Source organism: Limnohabitans sp. DM1, assembly GCF_001269385.1.
In the GTDB taxonomy this organism is placed as follows: Bacteria; Pseudomonadota; Gammaproteobacteria; order Burkholderiales; family Burkholderiaceae_C; genus Limnohabitans_A.
The window spans coordinates 230,685-255,778 of the sequence record NZ_CXOO01000022.1 but is presented as its reverse complement, the minus strand read 5'-3'; the positions used below and the strand labels follow the sequence as shown (position 1 = coordinate 255,778).

Here is a 25,094-nt window from a genome sequence, read left to right as displayed (position 1 = left end):
GGGCATGGCCGATAATTGTCGATTTTTAACCCGATGATGAGGGCTATGTCTTCAACGATTTCGACTGCCGATTTCCGGCAAATGGCTACACAAGGTGTGGTGGTTTTGTCGCCGCATTTTGATGATGGCTGTTTTTCGATAGGCGGTTTGTTGTCGTCGATTGGTGCAGGGCACCTGATCAATGTGTTCAGTCGCTCGGTGTATGCGCCCGGTTGTATTGCTTTGGACCTGACCGAGTCGCAGGTGCATGAAATCCGCCAAGCTGAGGATTGCGCTTTTGCCGATCGAGTAGGCCTGACGCGCACTGAGTTGGGCGGGGCTGAACCGGATTTCTGGGGGAGACGCCCCAACGACTTGTCCGGCGTCGAGCAGGACATCTTTGCCATGCAGGCCCCTGTGTTGGACGCGCTCAAATTGCACGTTGGCGCTGGCAAGCGGCCCTTCTTGTTTGTGCCCATGGCAATTGGGCACCATGTCAACCACCATGCTGTCTACGAGATGGTCAGGAAACATGCCAGCGAATTGAGTCCGTCATTTCGCTTGGCGTTTTATGAAGATTTACCTTATGCACATGTGCCCATCACGCGCTACCAGGCCATTCGGCGTTTCAAAGCGAATTATCCGGGCTTTGAGCGCCATGCTTTTTCGCTGCAATGGTCCGACAAGAAGTCACTTATTGCACTGTATGGCAGTCAGCTTCGAAGGGCACCGCATCCTCTGAAATTTCGTCCTGCTGTTGCTTGGCCATTGGGTATTCACGAAGCTGTTTGGTTGATGCCTGATGATCTTGAGCCAAGGACTGATCCATGACACTGCATCCTTCTTTCATTTGTTTTGTGGTCAATCTGGACAGAAGTCCGGAGCGTTTGGCCCGCATCAGTGTCCAGTTGCAGCAGGCCAACATCGAGTTTTGCCGCTTTGCTGCGGTTGATGGTTCCAAGATCGATTGGCGCAGCCCGAACATGCTGGACATACAGAGCTATCACCGGCACCACGGCAAAGAACCTACAGCAGGCGAGGTGGGTTGCTTCGCCAGCCATGTCGGCCTGATGCGCACTTTTTTGGAGGGCCCTCATGCGTATTGTCTGGTGTTGGAGGACGATGCGATCGTGCCAACGGATTTCCTCAGTTTGGTGGAGGCGTTGATCGTCTCGCCCGCCTGTGGTGACATGACCATGTTGTATGGCAATCGGCCAGGTCTGGCTGTAAAAACTGCCAGACTGGGGGATGGCAAACACGATGTGGTCGGCTACTTTGGCAAGCAGACGGGAACCGTGGCCTATCTTATCAACCGCAAGGCGGCCCGGGCTTACGTCGACAATTTGTTGCCCATGCGGTTGCCGATTGACCACGCGTTTGGCCAGCCATGGGTTTTTGGCATCCGCATGCGAGGGGTTCGTCCATTTCCGATCCAGACCGGTCAATTTCAATCGGATATTGGCCAGACTGGGCATAAATTCAAGTGGCATCGTCGGATTGCGACCTACCGCAGCCGTTTTGCAACAGTCTTTCGCCGCATCGTGCATCACATCTGGCGGGACCCGATTTGGGCCAAGTCCCACAAGGCTCATTCAACGAGCAAATAGGACCAGTAGTGTCCGGTTAAAAAGTGAACAAATTCAACTGCTTAGCGCACTCAGGTGGTGCGGTTGTGTAAGCATCGGTCTGCAAGGCGCATGAAATCGACGTTTTCTCGAAAACAGACACCGACAAAATCTGTAGAAAAGTGTAGAGCGAGGCCTTCAATTGCAACTCCTTCTTGACAATGGCAATCAGCACCTAAGTGGCCACGGCGCACCAGATTTGCGTCTTGACTGCGTTCTCGCTGGTGCCCAAAAACTTCTTGATGCGCAGATGCTGCTTGATCCATTTGAAGAACAACTCGACCTGCCAACGGTTCTTGTACAGGGCTGTGATGGTCAACGCGGGCAGTGTCATGTTGTTGGTCAGAAAGACCAGCACCTTTCCCGTCTCCGGGACCTTGAACTTGATGCGCCGCAAGTGCTCGGGGTAGTCCTTGCTGGCATAGTGCCCATTGAGCGCAATGGTCTGATCGCAGACAAGGCCCGTGGTTCTGTCTACAGGGGCCGAGTACACACGCCGGGCGTTCATATTGCTCCTGGCACGGGTCACGAAGAAGGCGGCGCACTGGTGCATGGTGTACAGGCGAGAGAAGTCCAGATAGCCCCTGTCCATGATGTAGAAAGCGCCCGCCTCGATGGGCAGTATGTCCAGCACATGCACATCGTGCATCTTGCCGTCGCTGATGTGGATGAAGGCGGGGATGGAACCGCGCAAGTCCAGCAAGGTGTGCATCTTCACAGCGGCCTTGGTGGAGCGAAACGGTGCCCAGTCGAACAAACCCAGACACAGGTCGATGGTGGTGGAGTCCAAGGCGTAGACGGTGGCATCCAAATCCACGCCCATAGGTTCTTGGGCGTACAGTCTGCGGGCTCGGTCGATCAATCGCATCGCCAGAGCATGGTAAATGCGCCAGTCTCGAGAATTCAGGGCATCGGCCAGCGTCGAGCGTGCAGGAATGTGGCGCATGCCCATGTTAAAAATTTTGGACTGATTGGCCGTCAAAGACGCTTCGATGTCGCGCAAAGACTCGGGCCAAGTCAGTTGGGCAAACGCCATGATGCGAAACAGCTCGGTACAGCTGAGCGTGCGCACCCCGGCATCGCCTCGATGGCGCAGGGCGATGCGGCCAAAGGTCTTCCAAGGCACAAAGTCCATGACCTGCGCGAACAAGGTTTTGCCTGCGTTCATGGGCATCCCCAGGTGATTGAACCCCTGGAGCATGCCTAGTGCGCAAAATCAAATTCAAATCGTGGACACCCATGAAACCTCTGAAACCCTTGCCGTTACTCGCTTGCAGCGGGTTGGCTGTCAAATAAACCGGACACTACTGAAATCGGACACTTTTTGTTCCGCCCTGTGAAGTTTTCAATGCTCAAAGATGTTGTAGGTCGGCGGTCGAAGACCCCGACATGGGTCTGGTGCGCCCAGCATGGGCGCACACCTGCGGGTGCAAGTCCCGCTGCGAGCTGGTCACAATGAGCTTGAGTGTTGCGCAACTGCATGAGGGTGACCGAATGTGGGAAGGAAGCGTGGAGCGTAAATCGTGAGCCGATGAACAAGAACCGCATAGAAGGCGCAGCCAAGCAGGGCGAGTGGGCCAGACACCACGAAGCTCTTGTGACCAAGGCTTGGGCGGCGTAGATGCGGCGGTTGTGCGATGAAGGTGTGTGACCCTTACCTGGGGAGATCTCGCCTTGTGCCTGAAAGGGCAACGGCTTTGCCGGAGCAAGAAGTCAGCAGAGGTCGTAGTAGCAGGAGCTGGGGCCGATGAGGCCACAAGGCAAGCGCGAAGGACCGAACGAGAGTGAGTAACCGAAGACATGCAAAGCCACAAGGTCATGCGTCAGATGCCGGAGCGATCCGGGCGGGCAGGAAGGCGGCACGGTGAAGCCGGGCCAAATACTGCCAGCGACGAAACCCGAGGTACGTTGCATGAACACCCGGATACAGGGTCAGCAAATTAGATGGCGGGCACAGGTGGTCTGCTGGAGGCAGCGCTGACGAGACAGAACCTGCAGGCGGCATGGAAGCGGGTCAAGGCCAACAAAGGTGCAGCCGGGGTGGACGGGCTCGATATCGAGCAAACCGCTCGTTTACTGCAAACGAGCTGGCCGGACATTCGCCAAGTGCTGCTGGCAGGAAGCTACCGGCCCAGTCCGGTACGCAAGGTGATGATTCCCAAGCCGGACGGCAGCCAGCGCGAGCTGGGCATTCCGACGGTCATAGATCGATTGATCCAGCAAGCCCTTTTGCAAGTGCTGCAACCGCTGATCGACCCCACCTTCAGCGAACACAGCCACGGGTTTCGACCGGGTAGGCGCGCACACGATGCGGTCAAGGCCGCGCGTGCATACGTCCAATCGGGCAAACGTGTGGTGGTGGACGTGGACTTGGCCAAGTTCTTTGACCGGGTCAATCACGACATCCTGATCGACAGACTCAGAAAGCGCATCGACGATGCCGGAGTGATCCGACTGATACGGGCGTACCTGAACGCCGGGATCATGGATGGCGGGGTGGTGGTTGATCGCCATCTGGGCACGCCGCAAGGCGGGCCGCTCAGCCCGCTGCTGGCCAACGTGCTGCTGGACGAGGTGGACAAGGCGTTGGAGGCGCGAGGCTACAGCTTTGCGCGCTACGCCGACGACTGCTTGCGTTGACGTAGGCAGCAAGAAGGCTGGCGAACGGGTGATGACGTACCTGCGCAAACTGTACGCAGGCTTGAAGCTTCAGATCAATGAAGCCAAAAGTGCGGTGGCCAGCGCCTTGGGGCGCAAGTTTGTGGGGTATGCGCTGTGGGTGGCCAAGGGCCGGGAAGTCAAATGCAAGGTGGCTCAAAAGCCGCTGTAAAACTTCAAGGCCCGGATACGGCAACTCACGCGCCGCTCGGGCGGGCGCAGCATGGCGCAGGTGGTGGAGGAACTCAGGCCCTACGTGCTGGGCTGGAAGGCGTACTTTGGGATGGCGCAAACGCCGGGGGTCTGGCGAGAGCTGGACGAATGGCTGCGTCACCGATTGAGGGCGATCCAGCTCAAGCACTGGAAGAGGCCAAAGACGATCTACCGGGAGCTGAAGGTGTTGGGGGCATCTCAAGATGTGGCCAAGCAGGTGGCGGGCAACTGCCACCGGTGGTGGCGCAACAGCGCGATGCTGCTCAACAGTGCCTTGCCTATTGCGTACTTTGACCGAATGGGTGTGCCAAGGCTGTCCTGACCTCAAGCCCTCGAACCGCCCGGTGCGGACCCGCATGCCGGGTGGTGTGGCAGGGGCGCCTCCTCGTGGAGGCCCCCTATGCCGATTGCCTAAACCCATCATGTCGGACTCTGCGAGTGCCGACCTACGAGATGACATGTCTCACACATTTCAAGCTTCAGCGTGCCGGATCAATAATCCAACCCCCGCACCACCTGCATCGCCTCTTCGATGCGCTCGACCGGGTACACCGTCAGGCCCTCAAAGGCCTTGTCGCCTTTTTTGGGCATGTTGGCTTTGGGCACCACGGCGGTTTTGAAGCCGAGTTTGGCCGCTTCTTTCAGGCGTTCCTGACCGCGTGGCGCGGGACGCACTTCTCCAGCCAGACCCACTTCGCCAAAGGCGATGAAGCCTTTGGGTAGCGGCTTGCCGCGCAGGCTGCTGGTGATGGTCAGCATCACCGCCAGGTCGGCGGCGGGCTCGCGGATGTGCACACCACCCACCGCGTTCACAAACACGTCCTGGTCCATGCACGCCACGCCCGCGTGGCGGTGCAGCACGGCCAGCAGCATGGCCAGGCGGTCTCGCTCCAGGCCCACCGACAGGCGCCGAGGGCTGGGGCCGCCCGAGTCCACGAGGGCCTGGATTTCGACCAGCATGGGCCGCGTGCCTTCGAGCGTGACCATGACGCAGCTGCCGGGCACTGGTTCGCTGTGCTGGCTCAAAAAGATGGCGCTCGGGTTGCTCACGCCCTTGAGCCCTTTTTCGGTCATGGCGAACACGCCAATCTCGTTCACGGCGCCAAAGCGGTTCTTGATCGCGCGGATCAGGCGGAAGTTTGAATGCGTGTCGCCTTCAAAGTACAGCACCGTGTCCACCATGTGCTCCAACACGCGGGGGCCCGCCAGAGCCCCTTCTTTGGTCACATGACCCACCAGCACGATGGTGGTGCCGGTGGCCTTGGCGGTGCGGGTCAGGTGCGCGGCGCATTCACGCACCTGCGCCACCGAACCTGGTGCGCTGGTCAGCTGGTCCGAGTACACCGTCTGGATCGAGTCGATGATGGCGATGTTGGGCTGGCGTGACTGCAGAGTGTGGAGGATCTTTTCGAGCTGGATTTCGGGCAGCACCGGCACCTGCGAGTCGGGCAGGCCCAGGCGCCTTGAGCGCATCGCCACTTGCGCGCCGCTTTCTTCACCCGTCACATACAGGGTGTTCACGCCGCTGCGCTGCAAGGCGTCGACTGCTTGCAGCAGCAGCGTCGATTTGCCGATGCCCGGGTCGCCGCCAATCAGCACCACGCCACCTTCGACCATGCCGCCGCCCAGCACCCGGTCCAACTCGTCGATGCCGGTGGGGTGGCGATCAAAGTCGGCCGCTTCGATCTGAGACAGGGGCAACACCTCGCTGGAGGGGGCCAGGGCCTGGTACTGCGCCGAGCCCAGGCGGTTTTTGCCACCGCTGGCGGCTTCGGCCGCGCTTTCGATCAGCGTGTTCCAGGCGTTGCAGCTGGGGCATTTGCCCATCCAGCGGGCGCTGGTGCCACCGCATTCGGTGCAGGTGTAAATCGTTTTGTCTTTGGCCATGGGCTCAGATTGTGCCGCGACTACTGTTTGTATGATCAGTGTTTTATAAAACAATTGGAAATATATGGGTTGACATTTATTCCATATGCGAATATAGTCAACATCAGAAACCAACACCATCCCATGTGGTGTCGCAAACGATGCACAGGTTTCACCAGTCTCTGCGGTGTCCTAGCTTGGATGCCGCTTCTCCCGCGCCACAGTGCTGATCATTTCAAGCCTGTGCGCCCTCTCTCTGAAAGGCTCTCACATGAGCAGCAAAATTTACGTGGGCAACCTGCCTTACACCATCGACGATGCCAACTTGCGCGAGAACTTCTCGGCTTTTGGTGGCGTCAAATCCGCCAAAGTCATGATGGACCGCGACAGTGGCCGTTCCAAAGGTTTCGGCTTCGTCGAAATGTCCAGCAGCGATGAAGCGCAAGCCGCGATCCAGGGCTTGAATGGCATGTCTGTGGGTGGCCGCGCCATCGTGGTGAACATCTCCAAGCCTAAAGAGCCCAGCACAGGTTATGGCAGCGGTTACCGCGACAGCCGCAGCACTTACTGATTGTTTCCGATCTCCATGAAAAAGCCGCTTTTGAGCGGCTTTTTCTTTGGGTGGTGTGTTGAACGAGAGGTCTAGGGGGGCTTCTTGGCTTTGCGTTCGTAGACCACCTCCCGGCCAACCAGTTTGCACACGGCATGCTCAGGGGGTGTCGCGTTGGACAGTCAGCGCAGCGATGGACGGGAGGCAGAACCCCTGGAGTCGTTTGAACACCACATGACTTGCGGTATCAAGCCCGGGGGGAAGTGGGTTCATGAAATTTTGCCAAATGCGGGCACCAGTTTCTGGATTTCTGTTTTGAGTGCTTCAGCAGAAATGGGTTTAGAGACATAGGCATCCATGCCGGATTCGATGTACTTTTCCCGGTCGCCTTTGAGGGCATTGGCGGTCACGGCGACGATGGGGGTTGGTGGCAGTTGCTGGGTGTTTTCCCGGTCTCGAATCAGTTGGGTGGCTTCGATGCCACCCATTTCAGGCATCTGGATGTCCATCAAAATGAGGTCAAACCGTTCGCGTTTGAATGCTTCGACGGCTTCAACCCCATTGTTGGCGATGGTGACTTCAAAGCCCATGCGGGTGAGCAAAATGGTTTCCAGTGTCTGGTTAATGGGGGTGTCCTCAACCAAGAGGACTTTCATCATCGGTGCTTGTGCGGGGGGGGGCGACGTGGCAACTTCTGAGGCAAAAGGCAGGCTGTTCGATATGTCGAAACCATTGAGGACCGCCATCAATTCATGCGGATCGACGGGTTTGATCAAAAAGCTTTGGATGCCCAGATGGTCAAGCTCGTCCTGGCTGATCTGTTCACTCAAGGCCCCAAGCATGATGAGTGTCAGTTGTGATGGCGGGCGCAGTTGTCGCAACTGTGCAGCCAGGGCGTAACCGTCGATGTCGGGCATGTTGACATCCAGCAAAGCGAAGGTGACTTGGGCCAATTGGGGGGCGTTCAAGGCATGTGCTGCGTTGTCGCAGGCGAGCACTTGCATGCCGGCACATTCAAGTCGCCGACTCAGGCTGGAGCGGCTGCTGGCGTTGTCATCGACCACCAACGCCAAGCGTCCTTTGAGCTGTGGCAGAAGGGGCGGCAATGTGAGGGGCCCCGTGTTTGCGGCTTGCAGTGCCACCGTGAAGCTGAAGGTGCTGCCCTTGCCCAATTGACTGTTCACGCGGATGTCGCCACCCATCATCTGAATCAGGCTGCGGCTGATGGCCAGGCCCAAGCCTGAGCCCCCAAAGCGCCGAGCCGTGCTGGAATCGGCTTGGGTGAAAACGTCAAAAATCAAAGACTGTTTGTCCAGTGAGATGCCAATACCCGTGTCCTTGATCTCGAAGGACAAGCACAAACCAGCGCGGTATTCAGTGGATGGCAAGCGGTTGACACTGAGCATGACTTCGCCGTGGGCCGTGAACTTGATGGCATTGCCTAGCAAGTTTGTGATCACTTGCTGAAGTCGTAAAGGGTCGCCCACCACCAAGTCAGGTACATCGGGTGCCATGTCGCACACCAACTCCAGCTCTTTTTCGGTCGCACGCAGTGACAAAGTGCGCGTGGATTGGCGAATCAGACTGTGCAGGGAAAATTCATGCGGGTCCAAATGCAGTTTTTTGGCCTCGATCTTTGAAAAGTCCAGGATGTCATTGATGACGGCAACCAGCGAATGCGCCGATGTGGAGACCATTTCCAGATAACTGCGTTGTTCAGTGGTCAAGCGTGTTTGCAAACACAGGTCCGTCATCCCCAATATCCCGTTCATGGGGGTACGAATTTCGTGACTCATATTGGCCAAAAAATGACTTTTGGAGGCGTTGGCCGTTTGCGCTTCATCGCGTGCCAGTGAAAGTTGGGTTTCGGCGTGGATGCGCGCTTCCACGAATTCATTGAAGGCATGGACCACAGTCGAAATTTCATGCCCACCGATGGCCGCAATCTGCGCCGTCGGCTGTCCGTCACGCATTTTCGTGGCCGTGTCGTGCATGGCTTGTGCCAATTCACCGAGCGGCCGAATCAATTTACTCACGAAGGCCCACATCAAGGGCACGATGGTCAGCAGCAGCAAGAGTGTGACCAGAACCATCTTTTGATAAAGATCGCCAATGGGTGCAAAGGCTTCGGCAGAAGGAATGACAGAGGCCACGATCCAGCCGGTGGTTTGAAGGCGCTTGAAGGTGAACAAGCCTTTCAAACCACGCGTCGTGGTGCCTTCTTGGGTGCCTTCAAACCCTTTCATGGCCGCTTCGAACGGGAGATTGCCACTGTCCGCAGGGACTGTGGTCAAGATCAGCCGGGAGTCTGGATGGGCTATGCGCACCCGGTCCTGGGTGACCAAGTAGTAATAGCCAGTTTCCCCATTTTTGCGTTTTGCAATGTCACCGAGCAAATTGGGTTTGTAGAGATTCAGAACACCGCCCATGATGCCCACCAGCTTCTTTTGCTGATCCCAGATAGGCGCTGCCACCACAATAATGGGCTGTTGTGTCGCCTTGCCAAGGATGGGTTTGGAGATGACCGGTTTTCCGGTAGAAATCACCCCTTGAATGTAGTCCCGAGACGACATGTCCAAAGTGCGTCGGCCGGGCTTGACGGGCCAGTCGACCAACAAAACCCCTTTCGCATCAAAGATGTACAGGTCATCAAAGACGTTGAGCAAGGCGTGCTCGCGTTGCAGATGCTTTTCAAGTGTGACCAGGTTGTTCATGTCCTCTGCGGGAACATGCTTTCCCACACTGGCCAACATGCCCATGCTGTCTTGCAGTTTTTCATCCAGCTTTCGCGCGAAATCGGTCAACTGTCTGAATTCATGCTTTTCAATGCGATGCACGATGTCGGCGCGGAGAACGAAAAACTGCAGTCCTAATTGCGACAACAGCAAAACAATGCCCATGGCGATGGCGCTCAATGACAGCTGAAATTTGATGCTGAGATTTTTCATTGCGTGAACAAGCCGGTTGTCTTGGATGCCATGTGCAGCCAGTTGGAGAACTGCGATTTCATGATTTTAATCATGCTTACATTAAAAATAGTACCTAAATATTCAATAACACCAGAAAAAATTGAAATTCACCATCGGTCGAGTCGAATGAAAACACGAGATAAACAGGGTAAACACTAGGAAAATGACAGGACTGATTCATTTAACATGTTAAATAAATGAGTCCCATCAAACCTTTTGTTCACCGAAATTTGCCAAGATTGCTGCTCGAAGCGCGCGAGGCAGTGATGGCTCACACCCGGCCCAGCTTGCGAGAGCATGGCCTGTCAGACCAGCAGTGGCGCGTCTTGCGCGTGTTGGGAGAGCATGCCAGCGAGCCTGACGGCATAGAGACCGGGCGCATAGCCCGCGAAGCCTATTTACTCGGCCCGAGCCTCACGGGTGTGCTCAGCCGAATGGAACGCAACGGCCTGATTGAGCGCCAGCGATGTGCGCATGACGCCCGCCGCACCGTGGTGCGGGCCACCGTTGCGGGCCTGAGCAAAGCCCAGTCTTTATCGCAAACCATCGAGGCGCATTACGTCTGGATGGAGCAGCAGCTGGGCAAAGCCCAACTGGGCGCTTTGTACGATTTGTTGGACAAAGTGATCGCCCTGGGCGTGCCTGAAGCTGACGGTGTGCACAAAGACAACAGTGGTGAAGCAGCAATGTCTGATGACAAAAACTCAGAGGAATAAAAAATGCCATTGATTCGAACGCATCACCAACCCTGGCAACCCCAGGGCACGGTGTATGGCACTTTGCTCAGTTTTCGTCGCGAATGGGACCTCTGGTCCTCGCGCATGACGCAAGAACCGCACAAAGCCGCGCCTCAAGCGCCCGTGCTCTACGTCAAGACCGCCAACACCTTCAGCCCCGCTGGGCAAGACCTGCTGCTAGAGGACGGCGTGACAGAAGTTGACATCGGCGCGACGCTGGGCCTGGTGATCGGAGGAGACGGTCAGGTGGCGGGCGCTGCGTTGATGAATGACTGGTCCGTGCCACATGCGAGCTATTACCGCCCGCCGGTCAAGTTCCGCTGCCGTGATGGTTTTCTGGCGTTGCCAGAGCAGGTCACAGTAGGTCAAGTGCAGGATTGGGCCGCGCTGCAGATCGCCGTGCGCCGCAATGGTGATCTGGTGCAGACCATTGACCTGTGTGAATTGATGCGCGACTTGCCAGAGCTGCTGGCCGACGTGGGCGAATTCATGACCTTGCAACCCGGGGATGTGCTGATGATCGGGACAGACTGCCTGCCCGATGGTCAAAGGCCACGCGCAAAGCTAGGGGATCGGGTGGAGATTTCCGCGCCGGGATTCGCCACGGTCAGCACCCACGTGAAAGGTCAGGCATGAAACACGCACGAATTGCCTGGTCGGGCGCCATCCAGCAAGCTGTTGAATCGGACGGCCAGTTGCTGATCACCCAAGGCCCACACAAGGGCCTGCGCGTGGACTTTGACGAGGTGGTCTGGTTGCCGCCACTGGTGCCCGTGGCGCAGCCACGCACCGTGATCGCGCTCGGCCTGAACTACGCCGACCACGCCAAGGAGCTCGCCTTCAAAGCCCCCGAGGAGCCGCTGGCCTTCATGAAAGGCGAGGCCTCGCTGATCGGACACAAGGCCCTCACAAAGCGCCCCGCGGATGTGGCCTACATGCACTACGAATGCGAACTGGCGGTGGTGATCGGGCGCACCGCCCGGCGCGTGAAAAAAGCCGATGCCTACGACTTCGTGGGCGGCTACACCGTGGCCAACGACTACGCCATCCGCGATTACCTGGAAAACTGGTACCGCCCCAACCTGCGGGTGAAAAACCGCGACACCTGCACGCCCATTGGGCCGTGGCTGGTCGATGCGGCCGATGTGCCCAATCCCATGGCGCTGAAATTGCAGACCACCGTGAACGGGCAAGTCACGCAAAGCGGCAGCACTGCCGACATGATTTTTGATGTGCCGACACTGATCGAATACTTCAGCAGCTTCATGACGCTCAATCCTGGCGACCTGATCTTGACGGGCACGCCCGACGGCATCGTCAACGTGAACCCGGGCGATGTGGTTGTGACCGAAATTGAAACCATCGGGGCATTGACCAACACCATGACTTTGTAGGAGCTTGCCCTGCAAGCGATTGGACTGTCAAACAGCCATCGCCAGCAGGGCTGGCTCCTACAAAAACACAGAAAGACAGACATGAAAATCGACCACCTCATCAACGGCACCCAAGTCGCGGGCAGCGACTATTTCGAGACCATCAACCCCGCCACGCAAGAGGTGTTGGCCGAAGTCGCCTCGGGCGGCGAAGCAGAGGTCAATGCCGCCGTCGCAGCCGCCAAAGCCGCCTTTCCCAAGTGGGCCGCTACGCCCGCCACCGAGCGCGCGAAGATCATGCGCAAGTTGGGCGACCTGATCACCAAGCATGTGCCAGAAATTTCGGAGACGGAAACCAGGGATTGCGGCCAGACCATCAGCCAGACCGGCAAGCAGCTGGTGCCGCGTGCGGCCGACAACTTCCACTACTTTGCCGAGATGTGCACCCGCGTGGACGGCCACACCTACCCCACGCCCACGCACCTGAACTACACCCTGTTCCACCCGGTGGGCGTGTGCGCCCTCATCAGCCCCTGGAACGTGCCCTTCATGACCGCCACCTGGAAGGTCGCGCCGTGCCTGGCTTTTGGCAACACCGCCGTGCTCAAGATGAGCGAACTCTCGCCCCTGAGCGCAGCGCGACTGGGCGAGCTGGCGCTGGAAGCCGGCGTGCCCGCTGGCGTGCTCAACATCCTGCATGGCTACGGCAAGGAAGCGGGCGAGCCGCTGGTGTCGCACCGCGATGTGCGGGCCATTTCGTTCACAGGCTCCACCGTCACGGGCAACCGCATCGTGCAAAGCGCGGGCCTCAAGAAGTTCAGCATGGAGCTCGGCGGCAAAAGCCCCTTTGTGATCTTTGAAGACGCTGATTTGGACCGCGCCCTGGACGCTGCCGTCTTCATGATCTTCAGCAACAACGGTGAGCGCTGCACCGCAGGCAGCCGCATCCTGGTGCAGCAAAGCATCTACGCCGACTTTGCCGCCAAGTTTGCCGAGCGTGCCAAACGCATCACCGTAGGCGACCCGCTCGACGAGAAAACCATCGTCGGCCCGATGATCTCCAAGGCCCATCTGGCCAAAGTGCGCAGCTACATCGAGCTGGGCCCCAAAGAGGGCGCGACGATGCTGTGCGGCGGTCTGGACCAACCCGGCTACGCCGCAGACTTGCCTGCGCATGTGAAGCACGGCAACTTCGTCTGGCCCACCGTGTTTGCCGACGTCGACAACCGCATGCGCATCGCGCAAGAAGAAATCTTTGGCCCCGTGGCTTGCCTGATCCCCTTCAAGGACGAAGCGGACGCCATTGAAAAAGCCAACGACATCGAATACGGTTTGAGCAGCTACGTCTGGACCGAAAACCTGGGCAAAGCCCACCGCGTGGCCGCTGCGGTCGAGGCCGGCATGTGCTTTGTCAACAGCCAAAACGTGCGCGACCTGCGCCAACCCTTTGGCGGCACCAAGGCCAGCGGCACCGGCCGCGAAGGCGGGACCTGGAGCTACGAAGTGTTTTGTGAGCCCAAGAACGTGGCGGTCTCGATGGGCTCGCACCACATTCCGCATTGGGGTGTATGACAAATCTCCGCCATCTGTCATACTTGATGTCATACATCCATTTTGAATGTGTATGACAAGGAGTGAACCATGCTGTCTGTCCGCCTGCCCGAAACCGTTGAACGCGAATTGGCTCAGTACTGCGCTGCGCGCAAGCTGAGCAAGTCGCACGTCGTGCAAGAAGCCCTCGCCGAGTATTTGGTGGCGGCCAAAGCGCCATCCAGCCCGCGTGCTGCGCCCGAGCCCGACTTGTCGTTCCTCGCGCCAGACGACCCGATTCGGCAGTTCATTGGCATCGCCAAAGACGGCATGAGCACTGACGAACTGATGCGCATGACCCGTGGCGATGATTGGAATCAGCCATGATCCTGGTGGATACCAATGTTTTTGTGGACGTCATCCATGAAGATCCGATTTGGCTGGACTGGTCGCTGCGAGAGCTGATCAAAGCCCAAAACCAGCAAATCGTGACCAACTTTGTGGTCTACGCAGAACTGCACACACACAACACCGCAGGCCCCCACATCGATGCGTTTTTGCAAAAGTTGGGAGTGCAAGTTCTTGACTTGACGCGGACGACTGCGCAATTGGCGGCCCAGGCGTTCAGGTCCTACCGCCAACGCGGCGGCACCAAAAACGGCGTCCTGCCCGACTTCTTCATCGGCGCGCATGCACAAGCCGAGGGCTATCAATTGCTCACCCGCGATGCGGGGCGCTACAAGACGTACTTTCCGAAGATCAAGTTGGTTTGTCCCTGATGCGGACCAGTGTCACGATCCCTAGAGACCTTAAAGATGCAAACCTCGAATGAATCACATGGGCAGTGTTTTTGCGGTCGCGTTCAAATTCGTGTCAGTGAAGCGCTGCACCCGCCAATCAACTGCCACTGTAGCCAGTGTCGTCGGATGAATGGATCGGCCTTCACGACGTGGTTGAGTATCCAGCGCGACGCGATGGTGATTTCCGGGGAGGACGCCCTCAGCACGCATCACCCTACAGACAATATCACACGCCAATTTTGCAAATTCTGTGGCACGCATGCATGGACATTGGACCGACGCCAGCCAGCCATAGCCGGGCTGCTAGCGGGTTTCTTTGAAGGGCGAGAACTGCGCGCTCCCAAGGCGGATTACTTTGTCAGTCACAAGGCAAAGTGGTTCGACATGCCCAAGGGCTCAAAGTGTTTTGGTGGAGAAACGGGTTTTGAACCCGTACAGATTTGAAAACAACTGGAGAAAAAAATGGGACAACTCGCCCTCGCCGCCAAAATCACCCACGTGCCCAGCATGTACCTGAGCGAAATTCCCGGCCCGCGTTTTGGCACGCGCCAAAGCGCCATCGACGGCCACCATGAAATCAGCCGCCGTTGCCGCGCCATGGGGGTAGACACATTGGTGGTGTTTGACACACACTGGCTGGTCAACGCCAGCTACCACATCAACTGTGGCCCGCACTTCAAGGGCGTGTACACCAGCAACGAGTTGCCGCACTTCATCAGCAATATGGCGTTTGAGTCACCCGGCAACCCGGTATTGGGACACTTGTTGGCCCAAGTGGCCAACGACTACGGCGTGGAAACCCTGGCGCACGACGCCACCACCTTGCAGCCCGAATACGGCACGCTGGTGCCGCTGCGTTATATGAACGCCGACCAGAACTTCAAGGTGGTCTCCGTCTCGGCTTTGTGCACCTCGCACTATTTGGCCGACAGCGCCCGTCTGGGTTGGGCCATGCGCGAGGCGGTGGAAAAGCATTACGACGGCAAGGTGGCGTTTTTGGCCAGCGGCAGTCTGAGCCACCGTTTTGCGCAAAACGGTTTGGCCCCTGAGTTTGCTCACAAAATCTGGAGCCCCTTCCTCCAAAAACTCGACGAGCAGGTGCTGCGAATGTGGGACCAGCGCGAGTGGAAAGCCTTTTGCGAGATGCTGCCCGAATACGCCAGCAAAGGCCACGGCGAAGGCTTCATGCACGACACCGCCATGCTGATGGGGGCATTGGGCTGGACAGATTACGACGGCGCGGTGGACATGGTAACCCCATATTTCGGGGCCAGCGGCACGGGCCAGCTCAACGCAATCTTTGAAGTGACGCCCCAAAAAGGCGAGCACATCCCGGCAGCGCAGGCCAGCAGCGCGCAGGGATACACGGCTGTGAGCACGAGGTTATGAACCTTCCCCGTAGGTCGGCGGCTTCAGCCCCGACATGGACCTTTGCCAAACCACCAATGTCGGACCTGAAGGTCCGACCTACCAAGACAAGACCATGCCCCATCTTGTGATTCTCTATACCGGACAGCTCGAGGCTGAGGTCAACATGACGACCCTGTGCCGCCAGATGGCGGACGTCATGCTCACGGTGCAGGACGAATCAGGCAAGCAGGTCTTTCCGACGGGCGGCACGCGTGTGCTGGCTTATCCCGCGCCGCATTACGCCGTGGCCGATGGCGGCGCGGCGGGCAAAGCCGCAGGGCTGCATGAGCAAAACCCCCATGGGGGTTCGGGCGACTACGCTTTTGTCTATCTGAACGTGCGCATGGGCCGGGGCCGCAGCGAGGCTGTGCAACAACGCGCCGGGCAGACCCTGATGGAAGTGGCCAAGGATTTCTTTGCACCGGTCATGGCGCAGCGCCACATCGGCATCACGTTGCAGATTGACGTCGGCCCCGAAGTGTTCGACGCCAAGCACAGCAACATCCATCCTTTGTTTCAGAAGGTCACGCCTTGATCCGGCAGAACATTTTGTGGGATCGGTCTCCAACCGCGATTAACCTTTGAAAAACACACATCGCGGTCAGAGACCGCTCCTACGGAGGCACACCATGTTTGACGACGCATTGATCCAGCAGCTCGCCCACGAGCTCAACCAGTCCGAAAAAACTCGTGTGCAGATCGAGCACTTTTCCAAGCGCTACCCGGGCATGACGATTGAAGACGGCTACCGCATCAACCGCGCCTGGATGGCCATCAAGTTCGCCGAAGGGCGCACCATGATCGGCCACAAAATTGGTTTAACCAGCCGCGCCATGCAGGTCTCCAGCCAGATCGACGAGCCCGATTACGGCACGCTGCTGGATGACATGCTGTACACCTGCACGCCCGGTCAGGTGCTCGACATTCGCTTCACCGATTTCATCGCGCCGCGTGTCGAGGTGGAGCTGGCCTTCATCCTGAAAAAGGAACTGCGCGGCCCCAACGTGACGGTGCAGCAAGTCCTGGAGGCCACCGAGTATGTGACGCCCGCCATCGAGATCATCGATTCGCGCATCGAACAGTTTGATCGCCACACCAAGGTCATGCGCAAGGTCTACGACACCATCAGCGACAACGCGGCCAACGCGGGCATCGTGCTGGGTGCCAAGCGGGTCGACCCGCTGACCACCGACTTGCCGTGGTGCGGTGCGGTGCTGCGCCAAAACGGCGTGGTCGAAGAAACCGGTCTGGCTGCGGGCGTGCAAGGACACCCGGCCGTGGGCATTGCCTGGCTGGCCAACAAGCTCGCGCCCTGGGGTGAACACCTGCAGGCGGGCGAGATTGTGCTGGCCGGCTCGTTCACCAAACCGGCCCCCGCCAAGGAGGGCGATGTCTTCGATGCAGATTACGGGCCGCTGGGCAAACTGGAGTTTCGGTTTGTTTGACCACGGGCCTTCGTCATGCGTGGGTGGAAGACTTGCTGTTCCGGCGTGGTGGCCTGAACTCAAAGGCGCTTTGCTTTGCCGCATCGCTCGAACCGTTACCCCGGACCTAACATCTTGCAAACATTGATTACCTCAAAGGAGTCGCCCCATGAAAACCCCTGTGAATACTTTCAAACAAGCCCTCAAAGACAAACGCCCCCAAATCGGCCTGTGGATGGGCCTGGCCAGCGCCTACACCGCCGAAATCTGCGCTCTAGCTGGTTTTGACTGGTTGGTGATTGACGGCGAACACGCGCCCAACGACCTGCGCAGCATCCAGGCCCAACTGCAAACCCTGGCCGCTTATCCGGCCAGCCATCCGGTGTGCCGCGTGCCTGTGGGTGAGACGGCGCTCATCAAGCAATACCTTGACCTCGGGGCGCAAAACATTTTGGTGCCCATGGTCGACACGGCCGAGCAAGCCGCGCACCTGGTGCAGGCCATTCGTTACCCGCAAGACGACGGGCAGGGCGGTGTGCGCGGCATGGCGGGTGCACGGGCGTCGCGCTGGGGCCACTACCCGGATTACTTCAAGCGTGCCAACGAAGAGGTGTGCCTGCTGGTTCAAGTCGAATCGCGCGAAGCGCTGAAGAACCTGGACGCCATTGTTGCCACGCCCGGCGTGGACGGCGTGTTCATCGGCCCGGCCGACCTCTCGGCCTCCTTGGGCCATGTGGGCAACGCGGCGCACCCTGAAGTGCAGGCCGCCATTGCCGACGCCATCGCCCGCATCCTGAAAGCAGGCAAAGCCCCTGGCATCCTCACGCCAGACAGGACGCTGGCCGAGCAATACCTGAAGCTCGGCGCGGTGTTTGTGGCCGTGGGGCTGGACACCCAAATCCTGATGCGCCAGACCACCGATCTGGCCGCACACTTCAAAACCGAAGTCACCGCCGCCGTGCCTGTCAAAGGCAGCACCTACTGAACGACAAAATGAATTGGGGTCAGATCCCAATAAATTTCTGTCAGCCGACTCAATCAACAATTGGGTTCTGACCCCAATTCAAGGAGATCACGATGTTTCCAACCCCACAACCGGTGGTGCCTTCGTTGCAAGCACGGGTGCATCCAGACGAATGGCAAGCCCGGCTGCAGTTGGCAGCTTGCTACCGCGTGTTTGCCATGCTCGGCTGGACCGAGATGATTTACAACCACATCACGCTGCGACTGCCCGACAGCGTCACCGGGGGGGAGAAGCACTTTTTGATCAACCCCTTTGGCCTGCATTACAGCGAGGTCACGGCCAGCAACCTGGTCAAGATCAACCTGCAAGGCGAAGTGCTCGACGGCTCGCCCTATAAGGTCAACCCGGCCGGGTTTGTGGTGCATGCCACTTTGCACGCCGGTATCGAGGGCGCGCACTGCGTGATGCACACCCACACCACGGCGGGCGTGGCGGTGGCGTGTCTGAAGGACGGCCTCTCGCAAAGCAATTTCTATTCGGCCCAACTCCATGGCATGGTGGCCCACCATGACTTTGAGGGCATCACCATCCACGCTGACGAAGCGCCGCGTGTGCTCCAAAGCATTGGCGACAAGCCCGCTGTGATCTTGCGCAACCATGGCCTGCTGACCTGGGGCACGAGTCTGTCGCAGACCTTTGCGATCCTCTGGACGCTGCAACGCGCCTGCGAAATCCAGCTGGCCACACAAAGCATGGGGGCGCCGATCCCGGTGCCCGAAGACGTTGCTGCCAAGTGCACCCGCGATGCTTTGCAGTTCAACCCGAACCACGGTGCGGGGCAAGACGTGTTTGAAGCGCTGGTGCGTCAAATGGACAAGCAAGGCACAGGGTGGCGTGCATGAGTCAAGCCAAGACTGAGGTCCAGTTCAAACAGATTGCCATCGTCGGTGCGGGGGCCATCGGCGGCTGGATGGGGGTGCATTTGGCGCGTGCCGGGGCACAGGTCAGCGTGCTGGCGCGGGGTGACACCTTGGACGCCTTACAACGCCAAGGCCTGCAACTGCACCAAGGCGGACAGTTGCATACCCAGCCCGTCCAGGCCAGCCATGATGCCGCCGCGCTAGGCGTTCAAGACCTGGTGGTGATCGCCGTCAAAGCGCCTGCGCTGGCGGCGGTGGCACAGCAAGTGGGTCCGCTGATCGGGCCACACACGGTGGTGCTCACGGCCATGAACGGTGTGCCCTGGTGGTTTTTGCAGGGCTTTGGCGGGCCAGTGGCAGGCCGATCACTTCAGTGCGTGGACCCGGACGGCGGCATTGCCCGAGCCTTGCCAGCGCCGCACATCATCGGCTGCGTGGTGCATGCCAGCTGCTCGGTCGATGCGCCCGGTGTGATCCGCCACCACTTTGGTGACGGCCTGATCGTGGGCGAGCCCTCTGGGGCTGTCACGCCCCGGGTGCAGGCTTTGCAAGCGCTGCTGCAGCAAGCAGGTTTCAATGCCACGCTGTCCCCGCAAATTCAAAAAGACATTTGGTACAAGCTCTGGGGCAACATGACCGTGAACCCGGTCAGTGCCATCACAGGGGCCACCACCGACCTGATCATGGACGATCCGCTGCTGCGGGCTTTCATCTCCAGCGTCATGCTCGAAGCCAAAGCCATTGGTGCTTGTATCGGCATCCCGATTGAACAGCAACCCGAAGACCGCCATCTGATCACGCGCAAGCTCGGGGCGTTTCGCACTTCAATGTTGCAAGATGTCAAATCTGGTAAACCAGTCGAACTTGATGCTTTGGTGGGGGCTGTACGCGAATTGGGGCAATTGACTGGCGTGCCCACACCCTTTACAGACGCTTTGCTGGGCATCAGCCGCCTGCACGCCCGTGGTTTGGGCTTGTATCCGGCTACAAATTGTGGGTCAAGCGATCCATTAATAGCATTTAAGAATTGAAAATATGATTTAAGAAGCATTCAATTTGATTTCTCTGATAATACATCCATCGCGGTTTTTAAAGCCTTTGGTATTGCAGGAGATAAAAATGTTGATTTCGCTGATTGTTGCTGTGGTTGTTTCACTGGTACTGGGTGTTTTGTATTTCAAAACCCTCAATGACATCAAGCGTGATGACCTCGAAGATGCGATGGAACGCGCCCAGCGCCTGAAAAACAAGAAAAGTAACAAGGACTTGGTGGGCGCCTGAGTTTTTTCCGCTTCTTCAGTCGCTTTCATGTCATCTGGTCGTTGCGCAGGGCTGTAAATTGCCTGGATGTCGACGCACCCCAAATCCTCACATCCCCTTCCTTCTCTGACCCTGACGGGTTTTCTGACACTTTTGTTGATCGCCTTCATGATGGGGGCCAACCATGTGGCAGCCCGTACCGCCTTCAACCATGGCGTCGATGTGGTCACCGCCGTCACCTTTCGCAGCACCGTCACCGCCTTGGTCGTTGCGCTCATCCTCTGGCAGCAAAAGGTGGTGCTCCAGATCAATGCCCGGCAAAAAAAATTCCTGCTGCTCATCGGCGGACTGATCGCCGTGCAAAGCGTCTGTCTGTATTCGTCAGTGGCGCGCTTGCCGGTGGCGCTGGCCTTGCTGGCGTTTAACACCTACCCGCTGGCCACGGCTTTGTGGGCACGGCTTTTGTATGGTCACCGCCCCGAGCGTGCCGTCTTGCTGGCCATGCCTGTGTTGTTCTTGGGCCTGGCTTTGGCGCTGGATGTGCTGGGCGCGGCATCGGGTTTGGGCGCGGCCCAGCATTGGGGGCAAATCGGCGCCGGTGTGGCGTTTGCCTTGGCCGCGTCGGCCACCTTCGGCCTGGCCTTGGTGCTGACCCAGCATGAGGCGGCGGATGTGGATGGCCGCTTGCGCACCTTCACCACCATGGGCACGGTGGCGGTGCTGGCCCTTGTGGTGGTCCTGACCCAGACGGGCATTCACCTGCCCACTGCCAGCGCAGGCTGGTGGGGTTTGGGCATGCTCACTTTTTTGTATGGCACGGCCTTCACCATCATGTTCACCGTGCTGCCCAAGCTGGGCGTGGTGGGCAATTCGGCCATCATGAATGTGGAGCCGGTGTTTGCCCTGGTGCTGGCTTGGGCAATGCTGGGTCAGTCAATTGCCGTGATGCAGCTGGTGGGCGCCTTGTTGGTGGTGGCCACCGTGATGTGGCTGGGACTGCGCAAACGCTGAGGCGTCAAGCGTTTTTGAGGGCCAGCGCTTGTTCGTACAGCGCGTTTTTGGATTCGCCGGTGATGTCGGCCGCCAGCTTGACGGCGGTTTTCAGCGGCAGCTCGGGCAGCAGCAGTTGCAACACGCGCAGGCCCTCGCCCATGGATGCGGCCACAGGCGCATCGTGCAGCACCAGCGCAAACTCGCCGCGCAAACGCTCGGGTTTTTCGGCTAACCAAGCGGGCAGAGCGTGTGCGCTCAGGGTTTCAATCTGCTCAAACTGCTTGGTCAACTCGCGCCCGACCGTGATCTGGCGATCGCCCAAAACGGCCAGCGCAGTGGCCAGGGCCTCTATGCGGTGCGGCGCTTCGAGCAGCACCACGGCGCGGCTTTCCTGTGACAGGGCTTGCACCGCCTGCTGACGTTCGCCCGATTTGCTGGGCAAAAAACCCTTGAACACAAAGCCGTCTTCGCCCGTCATGCCCGAAGCGCTCAGTGCGGTGGTCACGCTGCTGGCGCCAGGCAAGGGCAGCACACGGTAGCCGGCGCGGCGCACGGCGGCTACCAGCCGGGCGCCAGGGTCGCTGATGGCAGGGGTGCCCGCATCGCTCACATAAGCCACGCGCTCGCCTTGGGCCAGCCGGGTGATGACGGCTTCAGAGGCTTCGGCCTCGTTGTGCTGGTGCACCGCCAGCAGTTGCCCATGCGGGCGATCCAGGCCATAGGCGCGCAGCAATTGCTGGGTGTGCCGCGTGTCTTCGCAAGCCACGGCGTCGACCTTTTGCAAGACGTGCAGGGCCCGCAAGCTGATGTCGGCCAGGTTGCCAATCGGGGTGGCCACGACATACAGTGTGCTGGTCGGGTGGTTTTGCGATCCGGCGGCGTCATGCGCGGCCTCAAGTGCTCGGGCAAACGACGCGGACAAGGGAGACGGAGTCAATGCAATTCCTCAAAAAAGACACAACAGGCCAGGCCAGCACCAAAGCACGGGGAGACGTGGGCGAAAACGAGGCCTTGGCCTATTTGCAAGAGCGCGGATTGCGCTTGTTGCAGCGCAATTATCGGACGCCCGGGCGCGGAGGCGGCGAAATCGATCTTGTCATGCAAGCGCCCGACGGTACGGTGGTGTTTGTGGAGGTGCGAAAACGCAGCCGCAGCGACCACGGCGGGGCGGCCGCCAGCATTGGTTTTCACAAGCAGCGGCGCATCGTGTTGGCGGCGCAACACTATTTGCTCAAATGGCGACGCTTGCCGCCCACCCGCTTTGATGTGGTGACCATCGAGGCCAGCGGCCCGCAGTGGTTGCAGGCGGCTTTTGATGCCGCTTGAAGTGCGCCCAAGTGGCGACCCATGGCTTGATGGGGTCCACTGAAGTCTTCAATCGTCAAGGCTCTTGTAGGTCGGCAGCTTCAGCTCCGACATTTAGGGGCCTTGGCACAGGCTGCATGGACTGGCTGAAGCCACCGACAAACGTGTGAAGGAGCAAAAACTCAAACTTCCGGGGGCGGGAACAATAGAAAACGGCCAATCCAGCCATTCGTCACATGCCCAAACACAAACCAGGTAGTTTGACCTGTAGGGCGAGCGGGCGCGGTTATCATCCAAAGCCTTATGTTAGACCTGCGCATTCAACAGCATTTCATCGACAGTGCAGACTTGCACTACCAAGTGGCCGAAGGCCTGGCCAAGCCTGTGGAAGCCGCTGTGCAAGCGGTGTTGGCCTGTGTCACCGGTGGCGGCAAAGTATTGACCGCAGGCCAAGGGCCATCGGCAGCACTGGCCCAATATCTGGCCAGTTTGCTGGTCGGTGGTTTTGAGCGTGAGCGACCGGGGCTGGCCGCCATGGCCTTGTCGGCGGACGTGCTGACGGCCACCAGCTGGCCCGATGGCCATGCGTTGGCCAGGCAAGTGCGCGCCCTGGGGCATACCGGCGATGTGCTGGTCCTCATCAGCGCCGATGGAACGGAGTCTGTATTGACCGAGGCCGTCAAAGCGGCGCACGAGCGCGAAATGGTCGTGCTGGGTGTGACGGGCCAACACGGTGGCGCCTTGGCGCGGCAACTGCGCGAGACCGATGTGCATGTGTGTGTGCCCCACGAGCGGGTGGCGCGAATTCGTGAGGTCCAGCACTTGGTGCTGCACTGTCTGTGTGATGGCATTGACACCCAGTTGTTGGGTGAACAGGAGTCTGTGTAAATGAAACGCAAATTTAATTCGCTGGTGTTGTCGGGCGCTGTGCTGGCGGCCACCTTGTCCAGTCTGAGCGGCTGTGTGCCCCTGGTGGTCGGTGGGGCGGTGATGACAGGCCTTGTTGCCACCGACCGCCGCACGGCCGGAGCCCAGGTGGAAGACGAAGGCATCGAACTCAAAGTGGCAAGCGCCGTGCGCAAGGAACTGGGTGACGCCGTGCATTTGAACGTCACCAGCTTCAACCGCCGCGTCTTGCTGACCGGTGAGGTTCGATCGGCAGCAGACAAAGAGCGCGCGGAAAAACTGGCACAAAGCCAGGAAAACGTGCAGTCGGTGGTCAATGACTTGGCGGTGGGCCCGGTCAGCAGTTTCAGCCAGCGTTCCAAAGACACCGTGACCACCAGCCAGGTCAAGGCCGCATTTGTGGACGCCAAAGACCTGCAAGTCAATGCTTTCAAAGTCCTCACCGAGCGCGGGGTTGTGTACCTGATGGGCCGCGTCACCCCCCGCGAAGCCAAGCGCGCCAGCGACATCACCCGCACCATTGGGGGCGTGACCAAAGTCGTGCGCGTGTTTGAAGAAATTTCAGAAGAAGAGTTGCAACGCCTGAGCCAGCCGCCTGTGGCCAAGTAAAGCTTCGCGGTTTGTCCGCACCCAGAAACAAGGCGGCCCGGGTTGAAACCCGGGCCGCCTTGTTTTGTGGGGGCGCCAACTCAGCGCAAACGGCGGATCAGGCTCGAAGTGTCCCAGCGGCCACCGCCCATTTTTTGCACATCGGCGTAAAACTGGTCCACCAGGGCCGTGACGGGCAGGCGGGCGCCGTTGCGCTTGGCTTCGTCCAGCACCAGGCCCAAGTCTTTGCGCATCCAGTCCACCGCAAAACCAAATTCGAACTTGTCGTCGGCCATGGTTTTGCCCCGGTTGTCCAGTTGCCAGCTTTGCGCAGCGCCCTTGCCGATCACGTCCAGCACCTGGTGCATGTCCAGCCCGGCTTGCTGGCCGAAGGCAATCGCTTCAGACAGACCTTGCACCAGACCGGCAATGCAAATCTGGTTGACCATTTTGGCCAACTGGCCCGCACCGGACTCGCCCAGCAAGGTGAAGGCGCGAGAGAAGGCCATGCCCACGGGCTTGACGGCGTCAAAAGCGGCGGCGTCACCACCGCACATGACGGTGAGCAGGCCGTTCTGTGCGCCAGCCTGACCGCCCGAGACGGGGGCATCGATGAACTGCAGGCCCTGTTTTTGCGCTTGCGCCGACAACTCCCGGGCGACGGATGCCGAGGCCGTGGTGTGATCCACAAAGATCGCGCCGGGCTTCATGCCGGCAAAAGCACCGTCCGGGCCCAGCACCACGCTGCGCAGATCGGCATCGTTGCCCACGCAGGCAAACACGATGTCGGCACCCGCTGCCGCTTCACGCGGGGTGGGGGCAGTGGCGTTGCCGGGGCATTCGGCGGCCCAGGCGGTGGCCTTGGCGTCGCTGCGGTTGTACACGGTGACGTGGTGTCCGGCGCGGGCCAGGTGGCCGGCCATGGGGTAGCCCATCACGCCCAGGCCCAAAAAGGCGACTTTCTTGGCGGGGGTGGCATCGTAGGTTTTGGCAGCGATTTGGCTCATGGGTGTCTCGTTGTGAA

The 25,094-nt window shown here is 59.1% G+C and carries 25 protein-coding genes and 2 pseudogenes; 22 read left to right on the top strand and 5 right to left on the bottom strand.

Annotated elements, in window-relative coordinates; genetic code table 11:
• Positions 1-15: 15 nt before the first annotated feature.
• Positions 16-810 carry a hypothetical protein gene (locus AMM33_RS08945; RefSeq protein WP_194945347.1) on the top strand — a complete coding sequence of 265 codons (795 nt, stop codon included), beginning with the start codon at positions 16-18 and terminating at the stop codon, positions 808-810.
• Positions 807-1,586 (top strand): glycosyltransferase family 25 protein, encoded by a 780-nt coding sequence (locus AMM33_RS08940; RefSeq protein WP_090140472.1) that lies wholly within the window; start codon positions 807-809, stop codon positions 1,584-1,586. Before AMM33_RS08945 ends, AMM33_RS08940 begins: the two co-directional genes overlap by 4 nt.
• 16 nt (positions 1,587-1,602) lie before the next feature.
• Here the strand turns inward: AMM33_RS08940 and AMM33_RS08935 are convergent.
• Positions 1,603-2,772 (bottom strand): annotated as a pseudogene (locus AMM33_RS08935) (IS4 family transposase).
• Positions 2,773-3,548: 776 nt separating this feature from the next.
• Between AMM33_RS08935 and ltrA the strand changes: the two are divergent.
• Positions 3,549-4,797: pseudogene (gene ltrA / locus AMM33_RS08925) on the top strand (group II intron reverse transcriptase/maturase).
• 170 nt (positions 4,798-4,967) lie between these two features.
• On the opposite strand, the gene radA reads toward ltrA, so the two are convergent.
• On the bottom strand, positions 4,968-6,362 hold the full coding sequence (radA, locus tag AMM33_RS08920; protein WP_090140470.1) for a DNA repair protein RadA: 1,395 nt from the start codon (positions 6,360-6,362) through the stop codon (positions 4,968-4,970).
• Positions 6,363-6,612: 250 nt separating this feature from the next.
• On the opposite strand from radA, the gene AMM33_RS08915 reads away from it, so the two are divergent.
• A complete protein-coding gene (locus AMM33_RS08915; RefSeq protein ID WP_090140468.1) occupies positions 6,613-6,912 on the top strand; it encodes an RNA recognition motif domain-containing protein in 300 nt (99 codons plus the stop codon).
• A 248-nt stretch (positions 6,913-7,160) separates the two neighbouring features.
• On the opposite strand, the gene AMM33_RS08910 is transcribed toward AMM33_RS08915, so the two are convergent.
• The gene (locus tag AMM33_RS08910) at positions 7,161-9,839 is read right to left on the bottom strand and encodes a response regulator (protein ID WP_090140465.1); all 2,679 of its coding nucleotides are present in this window, start codon (positions 9,837-9,839) and stop codon (positions 7,161-7,163) included.
• 218 nt (positions 9,840-10,057) lie between these two features.
• Here AMM33_RS08910 and hpaR point away from each other — a divergent pair, with 218 nt between their 5' ends.
• The 15 genes from hpaR (at position 10,058) to AMM33_RS08840 (ending at position 21,289) form a co-directional block, all read left to right on the top strand.
• On the top strand, positions 10,058-10,576 hold the full coding sequence (gene hpaR, locus AMM33_RS08905) for a homoprotocatechuate degradation operon regulator HpaR (RefSeq protein WP_090140463.1): 519 nt from the start codon (positions 10,058-10,060) through the stop codon (positions 10,574-10,576).
• Between the two features lie 3 nt (positions 10,577-10,579).
• On the top strand, positions 10,580-11,233 hold the full coding sequence (locus tag AMM33_RS08900; protein ID WP_090140461.1) for a fumarylacetoacetate hydrolase family protein: 654 nt from the start codon (positions 10,580-10,582) through the stop codon (positions 11,231-11,233).
• Positions 11,230-11,991 (top strand): fumarylacetoacetate hydrolase family protein, encoded by a 762-nt coding sequence (locus AMM33_RS08895; protein ID WP_090140459.1) that lies wholly within the window; start codon positions 11,230-11,232, stop codon positions 11,989-11,991. Before AMM33_RS08900 ends, AMM33_RS08895 begins: the two co-directional genes overlap by 4 nt.
• Positions 11,992-12,072: 81 nt before the next feature.
• Positions 12,073-13,542 (top strand): 5-carboxymethyl-2-hydroxymuconate semialdehyde dehydrogenase, encoded by a 1,470-nt coding sequence (gene hpaE, locus AMM33_RS08890; protein WP_090140457.1) that lies wholly within the window; start codon positions 12,073-12,075, stop codon positions 13,540-13,542.
• Positions 13,543-13,611: 69 nt separating this feature from the next.
• A complete protein-coding gene (locus AMM33_RS08885; RefSeq protein WP_090140455.1) occupies positions 13,612-13,887 on the top strand; it encodes a ribbon-helix-helix domain-containing protein in 276 nt (91 codons plus the stop codon).
• Positions 13,884-14,279: a type II toxin-antitoxin system VapC family toxin gene (locus AMM33_RS08880; protein ID WP_090140453.1), complete on the top strand. Its 396-nt coding sequence runs from the start codon at positions 13,884-13,886 to the stop codon at positions 14,277-14,279. The genes AMM33_RS08885 and AMM33_RS08880 overlap by 4 nt, the downstream gene beginning before the upstream one ends.
• 36 nt (positions 14,280-14,315) lie before the next feature.
• Positions 14,316-14,744: a GFA family protein gene (locus tag AMM33_RS22720; RefSeq protein ID WP_194945346.1), complete on the top strand. Its 429-nt coding sequence runs from the start codon at positions 14,316-14,318 to the stop codon at positions 14,742-14,744.
• An 18-nt stretch (positions 14,745-14,762) separates the two neighbouring features.
• On the top strand, positions 14,763-15,689 hold the full coding sequence (gene hpaD, locus AMM33_RS08870; RefSeq protein WP_090140449.1) for a 3,4-dihydroxyphenylacetate 2,3-dioxygenase: 927 nt from the start codon (positions 14,763-14,765) through the stop codon (positions 15,687-15,689).
• 94 nt (positions 15,690-15,783) lie between these two features.
• The gene (locus AMM33_RS08865) at positions 15,784-16,245 is read left to right on the top strand and encodes a 5-carboxymethyl-2-hydroxymuconate Delta-isomerase (protein WP_090140578.1); all 462 of its coding nucleotides are present in this window, start codon (positions 15,784-15,786) and stop codon (positions 16,243-16,245) included.
• Between the two features lie 94 nt (positions 16,246-16,339).
• Positions 16,340-17,155, top strand: a complete 816-nt coding sequence (gene hpaH / locus AMM33_RS08860) for a 2-oxo-hept-4-ene-1,7-dioate hydratase (protein WP_090140448.1) — start codon at positions 16,340-16,342, stop codon at positions 17,153-17,155.
• 148 nt (positions 17,156-17,303) lie between these two features.
• The gene (locus AMM33_RS08855; RefSeq protein WP_090140446.1) at positions 17,304-18,119 is read left to right on the top strand and encodes an aldolase/citrate lyase family protein; all 816 of its coding nucleotides are present in this window, start codon (positions 17,304-17,306) and stop codon (positions 18,117-18,119) included.
• 92 nt (positions 18,120-18,211) lie between these two features.
• Positions 18,212-19,000: a class II aldolase/adducin family protein gene (locus tag AMM33_RS08850; RefSeq protein ID WP_090140444.1), complete on the top strand. Its 789-nt coding sequence runs from the start codon at positions 18,212-18,214 to the stop codon at positions 18,998-19,000.
• Positions 18,997-20,049 carry a 2-dehydropantoate 2-reductase gene (locus AMM33_RS08845; RefSeq protein ID WP_090140442.1) on the top strand — a complete coding sequence of 351 codons (1,053 nt, stop codon included), beginning with the start codon at positions 18,997-18,999 and terminating at the stop codon, positions 20,047-20,049. Before AMM33_RS08850 ends, AMM33_RS08845 begins: the two co-directional genes overlap by 4 nt.
• A gap of 88 nt (positions 20,050-20,137) precedes the next feature.
• Positions 20,138-20,299 (top strand): hypothetical protein, encoded by a 162-nt coding sequence (locus tag AMM33_RS21905; RefSeq protein ID WP_194945345.1) that lies wholly within the window; start codon positions 20,138-20,140, stop codon positions 20,297-20,299.
• 66 nt (positions 20,300-20,365) lie between these two features.
• Positions 20,366-21,289: a DMT family transporter gene (locus AMM33_RS08840; protein WP_090140440.1), complete on the top strand. Its 924-nt coding sequence runs from the start codon at positions 20,366-20,368 to the stop codon at positions 21,287-21,289.
• A 4-nt stretch (positions 21,290-21,293) separates the two neighbouring features.
• Here AMM33_RS08840 and rsmI read toward each other — a convergent pair whose 3' ends face one another.
• Positions 21,294-22,193: a 16S rRNA (cytidine(1402)-2'-O)-methyltransferase gene (gene rsmI, locus AMM33_RS08835; RefSeq protein ID WP_090140437.1), complete on the bottom strand. Its 900-nt coding sequence runs from the start codon at positions 22,191-22,193 to the stop codon at positions 21,294-21,296.
• Positions 22,194-22,207: 14 nt separating this feature from the next.
• Between rsmI and AMM33_RS08830 the strand changes: the two genes are divergently transcribed.
• The 3 genes from AMM33_RS08830 (at position 22,208) to AMM33_RS08820 (ending at position 24,091) form a co-directional block, all read left to right on the top strand.
• Complete coding sequence (locus AMM33_RS08830; RefSeq protein WP_090140435.1) at positions 22,208-22,597, top strand: YraN family protein; 390 nt, start codon at positions 22,208-22,210, stop codon at positions 22,595-22,597.
• Positions 22,598-22,879: 282 nt separating this feature from the next.
• Positions 22,880-23,464, top strand: a complete 585-nt coding sequence (locus AMM33_RS08825; protein ID WP_090140433.1) for an SIS domain-containing protein — start codon at positions 22,880-22,882, stop codon at positions 23,462-23,464.
• Complete coding sequence (locus AMM33_RS08820) at positions 23,465-24,091, top strand: BON domain-containing protein (RefSeq protein ID WP_090140431.1); 627 nt, start codon at positions 23,465-23,467, stop codon at positions 24,089-24,091. It abuts the gene before it with no gap.
• Positions 24,092-24,171: 80 nt separating this feature from the next.
• Here AMM33_RS08820 and AMM33_RS08815 read toward each other — a convergent pair whose 3' ends face one another.
• Positions 24,172-25,077, bottom strand: coding sequence for an NAD(P)-dependent oxidoreductase (locus tag AMM33_RS08815; RefSeq protein ID WP_090140429.1), 906 nt, complete (start codon positions 25,075-25,077; stop codon positions 24,172-24,174).
• Positions 25,078-25,094 lie beyond the last annotated feature (17 nt).